This window comes from Bradyrhizobium sp. LA2.1, from assembly GCF_040547725.1.
In the GTDB taxonomy this organism is placed as follows: domain Bacteria; phylum Pseudomonadota; class Alphaproteobacteria; order Rhizobiales; family Xanthobacteraceae; genus Bradyrhizobium; species Bradyrhizobium barranii.
The window spans coordinates 348972-361950 of the sequence record NZ_JBEPQI010000005.1; the positions used below are offsets into that span (position 1 = coordinate 348972).

The 12979-nt window shown below is 63.3% G+C and carries 12 protein-coding genes; 5 read left to right on the forward strand and 7 right to left on the reverse strand.

Annotation, left to right across the window (positions count from 1 at the left end; genetic code table 11):
* Positions 1-31: 31 nt before the first annotated feature.
* Positions 32-1030: a phosphogluconate dehydrogenase (NAD(+)-dependent, decarboxylating) gene (gene gnd, locus ABIB95_RS12020; RefSeq protein WP_354239520.1), complete on the reverse strand. Its 999-nt coding sequence runs from the start codon at positions 1028-1030 to the stop codon at positions 32-34.
* Between the two features lie 12 nt (positions 1031-1042).
* A complete protein-coding gene (locus ABIB95_RS12025; protein WP_354239522.1) occupies positions 1043-3892 on the reverse strand; it encodes a bifunctional transaldolase/phosoglucose isomerase in 2850 nt (949 codons plus the stop codon).
* 303 nt (positions 3893-4195) lie between these two features.
* Between ABIB95_RS12025 and ABIB95_RS12030 the strand changes: the two genes are divergently transcribed.
* The 4 genes from ABIB95_RS12030 to ABIB95_RS12045 all read left to right on the forward strand — a co-directional run bounded on the left by ABIB95_RS12030 (position 4196) and on the right by ABIB95_RS12045 (position 9951).
* Positions 4196-4870 carry an STM3941 family protein gene (locus ABIB95_RS12030; protein ID WP_354239524.1) on the forward strand — a complete coding sequence of 225 codons (675 nt, stop codon included), beginning with the start codon at positions 4196-4198 and terminating at the stop codon, positions 4868-4870.
* 299 nt (positions 4871-5169) lie between these two features.
* Complete coding sequence (locus tag ABIB95_RS12035) at positions 5170-7113, forward strand: PrkA family serine protein kinase (RefSeq protein ID WP_063981411.1); 1944 nt, start codon at positions 5170-5172, stop codon at positions 7111-7113.
* Between the two features lie 28 nt (positions 7114-7141).
* Positions 7142-8419, forward strand: a complete 1278-nt coding sequence (locus ABIB95_RS12040; RefSeq protein WP_354239741.1) for a YeaH/YhbH family protein — start codon at positions 7142-7144, stop codon at positions 8417-8419.
* Entirely contained in the window at positions 8416-9951 is a 1536-nt protein-coding gene (locus ABIB95_RS12045; protein ID WP_028147051.1) for a SpoVR family protein, read from the forward strand. Before ABIB95_RS12040 ends, ABIB95_RS12045 begins: the two co-directional genes overlap by 4 nt.
* Positions 9952-10177: 226 nt before the next feature.
* On the opposite strand, the gene ABIB95_RS12050 is transcribed toward ABIB95_RS12045, so the two are convergent.
* From ABIB95_RS12050 to ABIB95_RS12070, 5 genes are all read right to left on the reverse strand, one after another.
* Positions 10178-10618 carry a DUF1801 domain-containing protein gene (locus tag ABIB95_RS12050; RefSeq protein ID WP_354239526.1) on the reverse strand — a complete coding sequence of 147 codons (441 nt, stop codon included), beginning with the start codon at positions 10616-10618 and terminating at the stop codon, positions 10178-10180.
* Positions 10619-10620: 2 nt separating this feature from the next.
* Entirely contained in the window at positions 10621-10839 is a 219-nt protein-coding gene (locus ABIB95_RS12055; RefSeq protein WP_071910157.1) for a hypothetical protein, read from the reverse strand.
* A gap of 44 nt (positions 10840-10883) precedes the next feature.
* On the reverse strand, positions 10884-11315 hold the full coding sequence (locus ABIB95_RS12060; protein WP_354239528.1) for an SRPBCC family protein: 432 nt from the start codon (positions 11313-11315) through the stop codon (positions 10884-10886).
* A complete protein-coding gene (locus tag ABIB95_RS12065) occupies positions 11312-11635 on the reverse strand; it encodes an ArsR/SmtB family transcription factor (RefSeq protein WP_028147048.1) in 324 nt (107 codons plus the stop codon). Before ABIB95_RS12065 ends, ABIB95_RS12060 begins: the two co-directional genes overlap by 4 nt.
* Before the next feature lie 87 nt (positions 11636-11722).
* Entirely contained in the window at positions 11723-12157 is a 435-nt protein-coding gene (locus ABIB95_RS12070) for a DsrE family protein (protein ID WP_354239743.1), read from the reverse strand.
* 226 nt (positions 12158-12383) lie between these two features.
* Here ABIB95_RS12070 and ABIB95_RS12075 point away from each other — a divergent pair, with 226 nt between their 5' ends.
* On the forward strand, positions 12384-12968 hold the full coding sequence (locus tag ABIB95_RS12075) for an STM3941 family protein (RefSeq protein ID WP_071910161.1): 585 nt from the start codon (positions 12384-12386) through the stop codon (positions 12966-12968).
* Positions 12969-12979 lie beyond the last annotated feature (11 nt).

Below are 12979 nucleotides of genomic sequence, written 5' to 3' on the forward strand. Positions count from 1 at the left end.
GCCTTCGCTCTGTTACTTGTTACTTCGGCTCTTATTTGGGTTTCGAAGCGCCCGGCTGCTTCGGCTCCTTGTGGCCGCCGAAACCCGCGCGCATTGCGGAGAGAATTTTTTCGGCGAAGGTGTGTTCCTTGCGTGAACGGAAACGTGTGTAGAGGGCCGCGGTCAAAACTTCGGCCGGCACGGCCTCGTCGATCGCGGCATTCACAGTCCAGCGGCCTTCGCCGGAATCCTCGACGAAGCCGGAATATTCCGCAAGGGCAGGGCTGTCGGCGAGCGCCGTCGAGGTGAGGTCGAGCAGCCAGGACGGGATCACGCTGCCGCGCCGCCACACCTCGGCGATGTCGGCAAGGTCGAAATCGTAGCGATGATCAGCCGGCAAGGCCTCGATGTTGGCATTCTTGAGGATGTCGAAACCTTCGGCATAGGCCTGCATCAGGCCGTATTCGATGCCGTTGTGGATCATCTTGACGAAATGGCCGGCGCCCACGGGGCCTGCATGGATGTAGCCCTGCTCGATGCGGGGATCGCGCCCCTCACGTCCTTCCGTGCGCGGAATGTCGCCGGCGCCGGGCGCAAGCGCGGCGAAGATCGGATCGAGCCGGTCGACCACCTGCTTCTCGCCGCCGATCATCATGCAATAGCCGCGGTCGAGACCCCAGACTCCGCCGGAGGTGCCGACGTCGACATAGTGGATGCCGCGCTCCTTGAGCGCCTTGCCGCGCCGGACGTCGTCCTGCCAGAACGTGTTGCCGCCGTCGATGATGACGTCGCCTTCCTGCATCACGCCCGCGATGGTGTCGATCGTGGTCTCGGTGATGTGGCCGGCCGGCAGCATCACCCAGGCCGTGCGCGGCCGCTCGAGTTTCGAGATGAATTCTTCGAGCGTCGTTGAGCCCACAGCGCCGTCTGCGGCGAGACCCGCGACGGCCTTGGCGTCCTTGTCGTAGACCACGGTCGTATGACCGCGGCGCATCAGGCGGCGAACGATGTTGCCGCCCATCCGGCCGAGGCCGATCATGCCGAGTTGCATCGAGAGATTCCCTTAGTTCAGCGCATCGTTAAGCGCCGCGTTGAGCGCCGCGAGACCTTTCTTGAGCCCGCCCTTGAGGTGGACCCTGAGCGCGCGCCGGCCGCGCTCGGTGAGCACGTCGAAGTCGCCGCGCGCCTGCGCGGCCTTGATCACGCCGAAGCTCGCCTTCTGGCCCGGCACCGACAAGTCCTTGGCATCGTCGGCCGTGATCTGGAGAAACACGCCGCTGTCGGGCCCGCCCTTGTAGGCCTGCCCGGTCGAATGCAGGAAGCGCGGTCCGAACTCGGCGCAAGTCGCGACGTGACGCTTCTCGCGCACTTCGAGACGCATCGTCTGGAGTGCGTCGATCGTCGCCTTGTCGCGCGCGATGTAGCCGAGCAGGGCGACATAGTCGCCATGACCCGAGCGGGAGAGATGCGCTCTCAGCCACGAGGTGAGGTCGCCGTTGGCGCCGGCGGCGCGCAGCGCCGTGGCGTTGGCCTCGTCGGTGTAGAGATCGGCCTCGTCGGTGCTGACCACCGGCTGTTCGGCCGGCAATGCACCGGTCTTCTCGAACGACGCGGTGAGCTCGCGGGTCTTGATCTTGGCCGCTTCCACGTCCGGCTGGTCGAACGGGTTGATGCCGAGGATGCTGCCCGCGACCGCCGTCGCCATCTCGAAGCGGAAGAACTCCTGACCGAGATGGTCGATCGATTTCATCACGATGCGCACGACGGGATGGCCGGCGGCTTCGACCGCGGCGAGCTTGGAGTCATGCGCGGCGTCCGCTTCGCCTTCGGTGCGAATGTCGATGAAGAAGCGGTCGTTGCCGTAGAGCGCGGGCTCGCCGAGCGGTTCGCCGGCGATCGGGATCAGGCCCTTGCCTTCCTTGCCGGTCGATTCCGCGATCAGCTGTTCGGCCCAGGCGCCGAAATCGGCGATCTTCTTCGACGACAGGATCGTCACCTTGTCGCGCCCTTCGAGGCCGGCGAGGCCCATGGCAAGGCCGAGCTGGACGCCCGGGTTCTCACCTGGCGGCACGTCGGGTCCGCAGGAGCGGGCCATGGAGAGCGCGTGCTTGATCAGCGTCTTGACGTCGATGCCCGCGGTCGCCGCCGGCACCAGGCCGAACGGCGAAAGCACCGAATAGCGGCCGCCGATCGAGGGTTCCCCATGGAAGATGCGGGCGTAGTTGAGGCTCTTCGCCGCCTTCTCCAGCGACGAGCCGGGATCGGTCACCGCGATGAAGCGATGGCCGGTCTTCACTTTCGGCCCGACCGCCTGTGCGACGCGTTCGTGGAAATAATCCTTCATCGCGTTCGGCTCGGTGGTCCCGCCGGATTTGCTGGACACGATGAACACGGTGTTGGCGATGTCGATCCTGGCCTCCATGGCCCGGACCTGTGCCGGATCGGTGGAATCCAGCACGTGCAATTTCGGGAAGCCGGACTTCCGCGCAAAAGTCTCGGCCAGCACCTCGGGGCCGAGGCTCGATCCGCCCATGCCGAGCACGACGGCATCGGAGAACTTTTGGCCCTTCACGCGGCTCGCATAGTCCTCATAGTCGGCGACGTCGGCCTTCGCCGCGCTGTCGAGCCAGCCCAGCCATTTGTCCTCATCGGTGCCGGTCCAGACCGATTTGTCGCGCTGCCACAGCCTGCGGATCTTTGCCGAGGCGCGCCATTCCTCGGTGCTCTTGGCCACCGCCTTGCCGAGGCCGTCGCCGAGCGAGAGAAGCTGGTGGTCGATCGCGGGCCCGAGCACGGTTGCCCGCTTGTGGGCGACGGCGCCATAGAGCTTGTCGGCGGCATCGGCGAACTGCTTGACGCCGTCCTTGACGAGCTCCTCGGTGATTGCCTCGAGCGAGACGCCGGAGCGCTCCAGTTCTTCCAGCACGCGGCGGGCGTCGTCGACGTTCTCTTCCAGGCTGTCGCGCGGCTTGCCGTGGTCGCGGAACGCGTCGAGCGTCGCCGGCGGCACGGTATTGATGGTGTCGGGACCGATCAGCTCCTCGACATAGAGGACGTCGCTGTAGTCCTTGTTCTTGGTGCCGGTGGAGGCCCACAGCATCCGCTGCGGCTTGGCGCCCTTGGCAGCGAGCTTGTCCCAGCGCGGGCCGGAAAACAGGCGCTTGTAATCCTGGTAGGCGACCTTGGCGTTGGCGATCGCGACCTTGCCCTTCAGCGCGGCGAGCCGCTCCTTCTCGGATGGATCGTTGGCGCGGGCGATCTTCTCGTCGAGCTGCTTGTCGACGACCGAGTCGATGCGGCTGACGAAGAAGCTCGCGACGCTCGCCACGTGCGACGGGTCGCCGCCGCCGGCGACGTATTTTTCCAGACCGGCGAGATAGGCCTCGGCAACCTGGAGGTAGACGTCCCTGGCGAACAACAGCGTGATGTTGATGCTGATGCCGTCGCCGATCAGCGTCTCGATCGCCGGCAGGCCCTCCGGCGTCGCCGGCACCTTCACCATCAAGTTCTTGCGGTCGACATCCTTCCAGAGCCGCCGCGCCTCGGCGACCGTGCCGGCGGTGTCCATCGCCAGATAGGGCGAGACTTCCAGGCTGACATAGCCGTCGCCGCCCCTCAGGCGGTCATAGACCGGGCGGAGCACGTCCGCGGCGTTCTGGATGTCCTCGATCGCGACGGCCTCGAACAGGTCGGCCACGGTCCGGTCGCCGCGCTTCAGCGCCTTGCCGATCGGCGCATCATACTCGTCCGAGCTGCCGATCGCCTTCTCGAAGATCGACGGGTTGGAGGTGACGCCCTTGACGCCGTCGGTGTCGATCAGCCGCTTCAGGTCGCCCTTGGCGATGAAGCCACGGGCCAGGAAGTCCAGCCAGACGGCTTGTCCGTGCTTTTCCAGTTCTTTGACGGGATTCATGATGTTTATTTATCTCCAAGCCTGCGGGCGAGGGGTTTCCGCGCCGGTCCTGACGCGCTATCCTCTAGCCTACATGCTCCCGGGAGGGAACCAATCAAGGGGATAGGCGTCTTACCCTCCAGTGTAACTCCGTCGCGATCATGGCGATCCAGGCGGAAGTAGCCGTGTTGCGTAAAAAGTCGTCGGCCGGAGCAGTGGCCAGGGGCTCGTTACCAACGTAGCCGCTTCGTCTCGTCAGCCCAGTCTGCGTGGAGTGTCATCAGCGGATTACGGTCCGCCTGATAGATCGTCGCTCGGCCGCGAATGGCCATGCTGGGGAAAAGCATGCACGCACATCATGACCGCCTGACGCTCGCTGTTGCCGACAGCCCGCAATCGGTCGCGCCGGCCGCATGCATCGATGCGACCCACGATCTCGAAATCAGTCCATGTACGACCCAGCTGCGGCTGCTGGTCGCGGCGGGTTTCGCATTGACCCTGTTCAGCGCGACCCTTGCCTTCGACTGGTGGGACGGTCTGGGCGACTACGATACGACGGTCGGCTATGCCGGCGTCGTGCTGTTCGGCCTGGTGACCGGCCGGCTGATCTGGCTGCTGCCCGCCGAGCGGGGACCGGTGGTGATCGTCACCCCCTATGGCATCCGCGACCTCCGCATCGGCAACGAATTTCTGCTGTGGGACTCGATTGCGGAGATTTCGGCTGAGGAAGGCCGCGGCCACAAGGCGATCGTGCTGACGCTGACGCCAGCCTTGCAGCGGCAGCTCTGCACCATCAGCACCTTGGTGCCCCGTGCGCAGAATGAACGGCAGAATGAACGGCAGAATGAACGGATTGTCATCCGCTCCGAGGGTTTGGCGACCGATTTTGATACACTGCTGCGCGCTTGCCGCGATTGTCATGCTGCGAGCGCTGCGCGCACCGCATTGCAGCAGGAAGATGAACGCGGCACGCAAGGCTTCGCCGTACAAGCGTCATAAGATTGCCGCTCGCAGATCGCTCCATGTTGCAGTGCCGGATGGGCTCATCCCCGGTAATGCCCGGATGTTGCGACCAAGTGACATTTTCTGGAAATGAGCGAAGATAGATACAGATTCGCACAAATTACAGGCATGTGCCTGTTCGTAACTCAACGAGTGCCTACGTTGTGCGTTGCGTCGTGTTGGCACCAGGGTGTCCAATGATCGTCATGTGCTCACGCTGATTCGAAATGGCCTGAGGAACGGTCCGGTAACTGCTTTCGTTTCAGCTTGTGGCGGAACTCACGCGGAGAGGGATCATGTATAACGATTCTCTATTCAACGCTTTCGCTAAGTCGTTCGAGGCGAGAAGCCAACACGACATGTCGATGGCGGAATATCTGGAATCGTGTCGAAGCGATCCCATGAAATACGCGAACGCGGCCGAACGACTGCTAGCAGCGATCGGTGAGCCTCAGACGATTGACACGGCCAAGGACCCACGCCTTGGCCGTATTTTTTTGAACCGCACCATCCGGACCTATCCGGCCTTCGCCGGCTTCTACGGCATGGAAGAAACCATCGAGCGCATCGTCGGTTTCTTCCGTCACGCGGCGCAGGGCCTGGAGGAGCGCAAGCAGATCCTCTATCTGCTCGGCCCCGTCGGCGGCGGCAAATCCTCGCTCGCCGAGCGGCTCAAGTCGCTGATGGAAGTGCAGCCGATCTACGTGCTCAAAGCCGGCGATGAATTGAGCCCGGTGTTTGAAAGCCCGCTCAGCCTGTTTGATCCCGATCATCTCGGACCGATGCTGGAAGAGAAGTACGGCATTCCGCGCCGTCGCCTCACCGGCCTGATGAGCCCGTGGTGCTACAAGCGGCTGGAAGCCTTCGGCGGTGACATTTCTCAGTTCAGAGTCGCAAAAATCCAGCCGTCGCGGCTGCGCCAGATCGCGGTCTCCAAGACCGAGCCTGGTGACGAGAACAACCAGGACATCTCCTCGCTGGTCGGCAAGGTCGATATCCGCAAGCTCGAGACCTACGCGCAGAACGATCCCGACGCCTACAGCTATTCGGGCGGCCTCAACCGCGCCAACCAGGGCATCCTTGAATTCGTCGAGATGTTCAAGGCGCCGATCAAGATGCTGCACCCGCTGCTCACCGCAACGCAGGAGGGCAACTACATCGGCACCGAGAATATCGGCGCGATCCCGTTCACCGGCGTGATCCTCGCGCACTCGAACGAAGCCGAGTGGTCGAGCTTCAAGGCCAACAAGAACAACGAGGCCTTCATCGACCGCATCTGCGTGATCAAGGTGCCGTACTGCCTCCGGGCCACCGAAGAGCAGAAGATCTACGAAAAGCTGATCCAGGGCTCGGAGCTGGCGGCCGCGCCGTGCGCACCCTCGACCCTGGAGACGTTGGCGCGGTTCTCGGTGATGTCGCGCCTGCGCAAGCACGAGAACTCCACGTTGTTCGGCAAGATGCGGGTCTATGACGGAGAGAGCCTGAAGGAATCCGATCCGAAGGCACGGAGCGTCCAGGAATATCGCGATGCCGCCGGCGTCGACGAAGGCATGGACGGCGTCTCCACCCGATTTGCCTTCAAGATCCTGGCTGCGACCTTCAACCACGATCCGCAGGAAGTCGCAGCCGACGCCGTGCATCTGATGTACGCGCTGGAGCAGTCGATCCGCCGCGAGCAGCTCCCGGAGGAAGTCGAGAAGCGCTATCTCGAATTCATCAAGGCGGACCTGGCGCCGCGCTACGCCGAGTTCATCGGCAACGAGATCCAGAAGGCCTATCTCGAATCCTACTCGGATTACGGCCAGAATCTGTTCGACCGCTACGTCGACTACGCCGATGCCTGGATCGAGGATCAGGACTTCAAGGATGCCGACACCGGCCAGCTGCTCGATCGCGAGCTTTTGAACCAGGAACTGACCAAAATCGAGAAGCCGGCGGGTATCGCCAACCCGAAGGACTTCCGCAACGAGGTGGTCAAATTCTCGTTACGGTCGCGGGCCCAGAACGGCGGCAAGAATCCGACCTGGATTTCCTACGAGAAGATTCGCGACGTGATCGAAAAGCGGATATTCTCGCAGGTCGAGGACCTGCTTCCGGTCATCTCCTTCGGGTCGAAGAAGGACGGCGAGACGGAGAAGAAGCACGGCGAGTTTGTCGCACGCATGGTGGAGCGCGGCTACACCGAGCGTCAGGTTCGCCGGCTCGTCGAATGGTACATGCGTGTGAAGCAGGCCGGTTGAGGCGGATGGAGCGGATGGAAAAGTGCCCATTCACATTATTGACAGGCGCCTGAATCCAGGCGGCAAGAGTCTTGAGAACCGGCAGCGGTTCTTGCGTCGGGCCAAATCCCTGGTGCAGGGCGCCGTCAAGAAGACCTCGCAGGAACGCGACATCAAGGACGTCCTGGAGGGTGGTGAGGTCACGATACCGCTCGACGGCATGCACGAGCCGCGTTTCCGCCGTGAAGGCGGAACGCGCGACATGGTGTTGCCCGGGAACAAGAAGTTCATCGAGGGCGATTACCTCCAGCGATCCGGCCAGGGCAGCGCCAAGGATTCCGGTCCCGGCGAAGGCGACAGCGAGGACGCGTTCCGCTTCGTCCTCTCCCGCGACGAGTTCGTGGATCTGTTCCTCGACGACCTCGAGCTGCCGGATCTTGCCAAGCGCAAGATCGCGCAGACCGAGAGCGAGGGTATCCAGCGCGCCGGCTACACCACGTCCGGCTCGCCCGCCAACATCTCGGTCAGCCGGACGGTGAAGCTCGCGCTGGCGCGCCGCATCGCGCTCAAGCGTCCCCGCAAGGAGGAGATCGAGGAGCTGGAAGCCGCGATCGCGGCATGCACCGACGAGGACGAGCGTGTGGTGCTGCTCGCCGAGCTCGAAAGGCTGAAGGCGAGGACCAAGCGCATTCCCTTCGTCGATCCGCTCGATATCCGCTACCGCCGCTACGAGAAGGTGCCGCGGCCGGTCGCGCAGGCGGTGATGTTCTGCCTGATGGACGTCTCCGGCTCGATGTCCGAGCACATGAAGGATCTCGCCAAGCGCTTCTACATGCTGCTCTACGTGTTCCTGAAGCGACGCTACAAGCATGTCGAGATCGTCTTCATCCGCCACACCGACCGCGCCGAGGAGGTGGACGAGCAGACCTTCTTCTACGGTCCGGCCTCGGGCGGCACGCTGGTCTCGAGCGCGCTCCACGCCATGCACGAGATCGTGCGCGAGCGCTTCAACCCGGCGGACTGGAACATCTACGCCGCGCAAGCCTCCGACGGCGACAATTCCTATTCCGACGGCGAGCTCACGGGCATGCTGCTGACCGACAAGATCCTGCCGGTCTGCCAGTTCTTTGCCTATCTCGAGGTCGGGGAGTCCGGCGGCAGCGCCTTCGATCTCTCTGACTCCTCGCTCTGGACCCTCTACGACCGCCTGCGCAACGGCGGCGCACCGCTCTCGATGCGCAAGGTCAGCGAGCGCAGCGAGATATTCCCGGTGTTCCACGATCTGTTCCAGCGCCGCGAAACTTCCCAGGAGAAAGCCGCTCCATGACGGAACGCTTGTTCGAAGGCGCCGATTGGGATTTCCACACCTTGCAGCGCATCACCGATGCCTGCGAGGAGGTGGCGACGAAGGATCTCGGGCTCGACGTCTATCCGAACCAGATCGAGGTCATCACCGCCGAGCAGATGCTGGATGCCTACTCGTCCGTCGGCATGCCGCTGTTCTACAAGCACTGGTCGTTCGGCAAGCACTTCGCGTTCCACGAGGCCTCGTACCGCAAGGGCCTGATGGGGCTTGCCTATGAGATCGTGATCAACTCCTCGCCTTGCATCTCCTATCTGATGGAGGAGAACACGGCGACGATGCAGACGCTGGTGATCGCCCACGCCGCCTTCGGCCACAACCATTTCTTCAAGAACAACTATCTGTTCAAGCAGTGGACCGACGCCGACGGCATTCTGGACTATCTCGACTTTGCCAAGAACTACGTGATGACCTGCGAGGAGCGCTACGGCCGCGTCGAGGTCGAGCGCACCCTGGATGCCGCGCATGCGCTGATGTCGCACGGCATCGACCGCTATCCCGGCAAGAAGAAGCTGGATCTGCGCGCCGAGGAGAAGCGGGCAGGGCGCCGCCGTCAGCACGAGGAGGAGGTCTTCAACGACCTCTGGCGCACCGTGCCGAAGGGGGCGTCGAAGACCCGCTCCGCGCTCAGCATCGAACGCCGCCGCAAGCTGCTCGGCCTGCCGCAGGAAAACCTGCTCTACTTCCTGGAGAAGAGCGCGCCGCGGCTGGCGCCCTGGCAGCGCGAGCTTTTGCGCATCGTCCGCCACATCGCGCAATATTTCTATCCGCAGAGCCAGACCAAGGTGATGAACGAGGGGACGGCGACCTACGTCCATTATCGCATCATGACCAAGCTGCATCAGCAAGGCCGCATCTCCGACGGCAACTTCCTCGAATTCCTGCAATCGCACACCAACGTGGTGTTCCAGCCCGAATTCGACGATCCGCGCTTCTCCGGCTTCAATCCCTATGCGCTCGGCTTTGCCGTGATGCAGGACATCGAGCGCATCGTCACCCGGCCGGAGGACGAGGACCGCGAGTGGTTCCCCGACATTGCGGGCAAGAACGACGTGATGGGCGTGCTGCGCGACGTCTGGGCCAACTACCGTGACGAAAGCTTCATCGCGCAGTTCCTGAGCCCGAAGCTGATGCGGCACTTCCGCATGTTCCACCTGCACGACGATCCCGAGGAGCGCGCCGGCATCCGGGTCGATGCCATCCACGACGATCGCGGCTTCCGCCGGGTGCGGCGTGAGCTGGCGCGGCAGCATGATGTCGGCTTCATCGACGCCAATATCGAAGTGGTCGACGTCGATCTCTCCGGCGACCGCCGGCTGATCCTGCATCACCACGTCATCAAGGGCTCGCAGCTCAACGAGACCGACGCCAAGCGCGTGCTCCAGCACCTCGCCGATCTCTGGACTTACGACGTCTCACTGATCGAGGTCGACGCCAACGACAAGGTCCTGCGCGAATATGTCGTAAGCCCGCGCCCGATCCCGGCGGCGGCCTGAGACGGCTGGTAGCTGCTGGAACATCGACGTGGCGGTAGCTCGCCCGCGGCCCATCCTTCGAGGCGCCCGCCTCTGGCGGGCCCTCAGGATGAGGACGGAGTGTGCGGGAGCTATGTCGACAGACAGCGCTTCTGCTTAGCCTCATCCTGAGGAGACCGCGGAGCGGTCGTCTCGAAGGACGAGGCGCTTGCTCTGGCCGTCACCAAGAATTTGCATTTGACGTGGTCTAAGTCGATCGCTTCTTCGCCGGCTTCTTCTTGGACCCATTCAGCTCCACAGCCGCGCGAATGAGCGCCTTCAACGCCCTCTCGTTGATCTTTTCGCCTTCGCGAATGTCGATCGCGCGGCGCACGTTTCCCTCGAGGCTGGAATTGAACAGGCCGGCCGGGTCGTCCAGCGCCGCGCCCTTGGCAAAAGTCAGCTTCACGACGGCCTTGTAGGTCTCGCCGGTGCAGATGATGCCGTCGTGCTCCCACACGGGAACGCCGCGCCATTTCCATTCCTCGACGACGTCAGGATCGGCCTGCTTGATCAGGCCGCGGATGCGCCCCAGCATCTCGCCGCGCCAGTCGCCGAGCTCCTTGATCCTGCCGTCGATCATCCTGGAGGGCGAAGTGGCGTCCGTCTTGGTCGCGCTGCTTGTCTTCGCGGTCACGGCCTTCTTCATGATCACGCCTCTTGCCGCGCGCCGCTGCGACGGCTGACATAGGGCAGCGCGAACATGTAGAGCCCGGTAGCGAGCAACGGAATCAGCGGGACGAATGCCAGCAGCCCGATCCACGTGGCCTGGATTTGCAGCGTCAGGGCAACAATGTTCGCGATCACCGCGAGCGTGAAAGCGATGGACAGCCAGCGATGGATTTGTCGAACCCACATATTCCCGGTCAATGAAACCTCCTCTTGAGATGATCGAATGAAGGCCGGCGACGGACCTAGTCAGCCCGCGCCAGCACCTCGTCCAGCTTGGCGAAAAACTGCTTCCAGCCGGCATGCGCGCCGCCATAGGCCTGCTTCTGCGTCGGGCTGAAGCCCGCCTGCTCGACGCGCAAATGCGTGCCCGCGTTCGTCGGCGTCAGCGTGAAGGTCACCACGCTTTTCAGATCGAACGCCGCGTCCTCATGCGAGAAATTCCAGGTATAGGCGAGCGCGCGCTGCGGCTCGATGGTGAGGACCTCACAGTCCAGCACGCCGCCCCATTCGCCGCGAAGATTGAAGCGATGACCGACGACCGGCTTGAAGTCGTTCTTCATCAGCCATTCCTCGATCAGATGCGGCTGCGTCAGCGCGCGCCAGATCCGCTCGGCCGGAAAGGAAAATTCGCGCTCGATCACCACGGAGCGCATCTCGGCGGCAGCTTCGGTCATTGGTCCATCCTCTTCAGGAGATCGTCGAGAGCATCGAGCCGGTTCTGCCAGAAGCCGGCCATCTGGCCGGTCCAGTCGATCAGCGGATTCAGCGCGCCGGGCTGCGCGCTGTAATGGGTCTGGCGTCCTGCATGGCGGTCGCGCACCAGCCCGGCCTGCTTCAGCGCGCCGAGATGTTTTGAGACTGCCGGCTGGGAAACGCCTGACGTCGCGGTCAGTGCCCCGACCGTCTGCTCGCCCTCCCGGCACAGCCGCTCGAAGATTGCCCTCCGGGTCGGATCGGCGAGCGTCCTGAACAGAAGATCGTGCGCGGCGGACATGTGGAATCCATAACCCATAAGTTATGGATAAACTCATAATCGTAGAGTTATGAGTAAGTCAAGCCCGAGAATGGAAGACTTCGACGCCTAGGGCCGCAGGTAGAGATAACCCTGCGACTGGAGTTCGGCCAAACGGACCACGCCGCCTTTCTCCGCGCTGACGAAGCCCGGCAGCAGACCCGTCAGCGTGACGTTCTGCGCCTTCATGGTGTTGGCGCACGCCGCGAGCTCGACACCGTCCTTGGAGAAATCGCCGACGCGCTTGCCGACGTCGGGGTTGGCCTGTGCCCGGTGAAACGCCTTCAGCGCCGGCCCGTGAATCACCAGCGCGATGGTGACGTGTTGGGGGCCGCCGACGCCGTCAATGTGGTTCTGGATGTTGCCGAGTACGAAATTGACCTTCTCGGCGTCGCTGAGGTGATAGACGACCTTGAGCTTGTTGCCTGTGCCGGCTTCCGTCGTGGCCTTCGCGCTGGAGCCGCCAAGCGCCGCGCCCAGGGCCGAGACGGCGCTCCACAAGATGCTCCGGCGGTTTTCATGATCGCACCGGGCGCGTGAACCATTGACGGCCGCATCGGAGGGGGGTGAGAGCCGACTGGCGGTTAGTCGCAAGCCGAACGCCGCGTGTTCAAGTGCCGATGCCTTGCATTCCCGTGGGCAGCCTCGCGCAAGGTTCCAGTCCTAATAACTCGGGAGAAGGGGCGTTCGTAAACCCAGGGTTGCTGCAAAAGGCTGGTGGCGGTCGAACATGTCCGTAGGTCAGAACTTGCCCAACATTACGATCGGCTATTCCCGGGGACGGCTGCTGGTGTTTTTCGGCGCCGGTCTGCTGCTGACGCTGCTCTGCGCTGCGCTCGCATTCATGTGGCAGCAAGGCAAGAACATCACCACGTTCGAGGTCGCCGCCTGCTATGTCGGTGCGGTGTTTTTCGGCCTCGCCACCTTCAGGATGCTCTGGAGGTTGATCTCGGCCAGGTCGCCGGTCGTCTTCATCAGCCGTGTCGGCATTCGCGACCTCAGGCTCGCCGACGAGACCATCGCCTGGAGCTCCGTGCGGAAGATACAGATCTGGGAGCAGCGCCTGCAGAAGTTCGTGGTGCTCAAGCTCGATCCCCTTGTCGCCGGGCGATTCTCCGGGGGCTTCCTGAGGCGTGCCTTGTCGCTGATGAACAAGACGCTTGGCGCTGACAGCGTGATCGTCAATGCGGGCGGCCTGACCATGGACGTCAAGACATTGCTCGAGACCTGCAAGCAATATTGGGGCGCCGGACGGCCGGCCCCTTCGGACCACTCCGTGCCGGAGCCTGAACCGGCGCCCGAGGCTGTCAGCTGAAGCGGGCGAGG

Coding starts and splice junctions, on each gene's coding strand:
- gnd (WP_354239520.1), bottom strand. CDS start 1,030: ATGCAACTCGGCATGATCGGCCTCGGCCGGATGGGCGGCAACATCGTT.
- ABIB95_RS12025 (WP_354239522.1), bottom strand. CDS start 3,892: ATGAATCCCGTCAAAGAACTGGAAAAGCACGGACAAGCCGTCTGGCTG.
- ABIB95_RS12030 (WP_354239524.1), top strand. CDS start 4,196: ATGGCCATGCTGGGGAAAAGCATGCACGCACATCATGACCGCCTGACG.
- ABIB95_RS12035 (WP_063981411.1), top strand. CDS start 5,170: ATGTATAACGATTCTCTATTCAACGCTTTCGCTAAGTCGTTCGAGGCG.
- ABIB95_RS12045 (WP_028147051.1), top strand. CDS start 8,416: ATGACGGAACGCTTGTTCGAAGGCGCCGATTGGGATTTCCACACCTTG.
- ABIB95_RS12050 (WP_354239526.1), bottom strand. CDS start 10,618: ATGAAGAAGGCCGTGACCGCGAAGACAAGCAGCGCGACCAAGACGGAC.
- ABIB95_RS12060 (WP_354239528.1), bottom strand. CDS start 11,315: ATGACCGAAGCTGCCGCCGAGATGCGCTCCGTGGTGATCGAGCGCGAA.
- ABIB95_RS12065 (WP_028147048.1), bottom strand. CDS start 11,635: ATGTCCGCCGCGCACGATCTTCTGTTCAGGACGCTCGCCGATCCGACC.
- ABIB95_RS12075 (WP_071910161.1), top strand. CDS start 12,384: ATGTCCGTAGGTCAGAACTTGCCCAACATTACGATCGGCTATTCCCGG.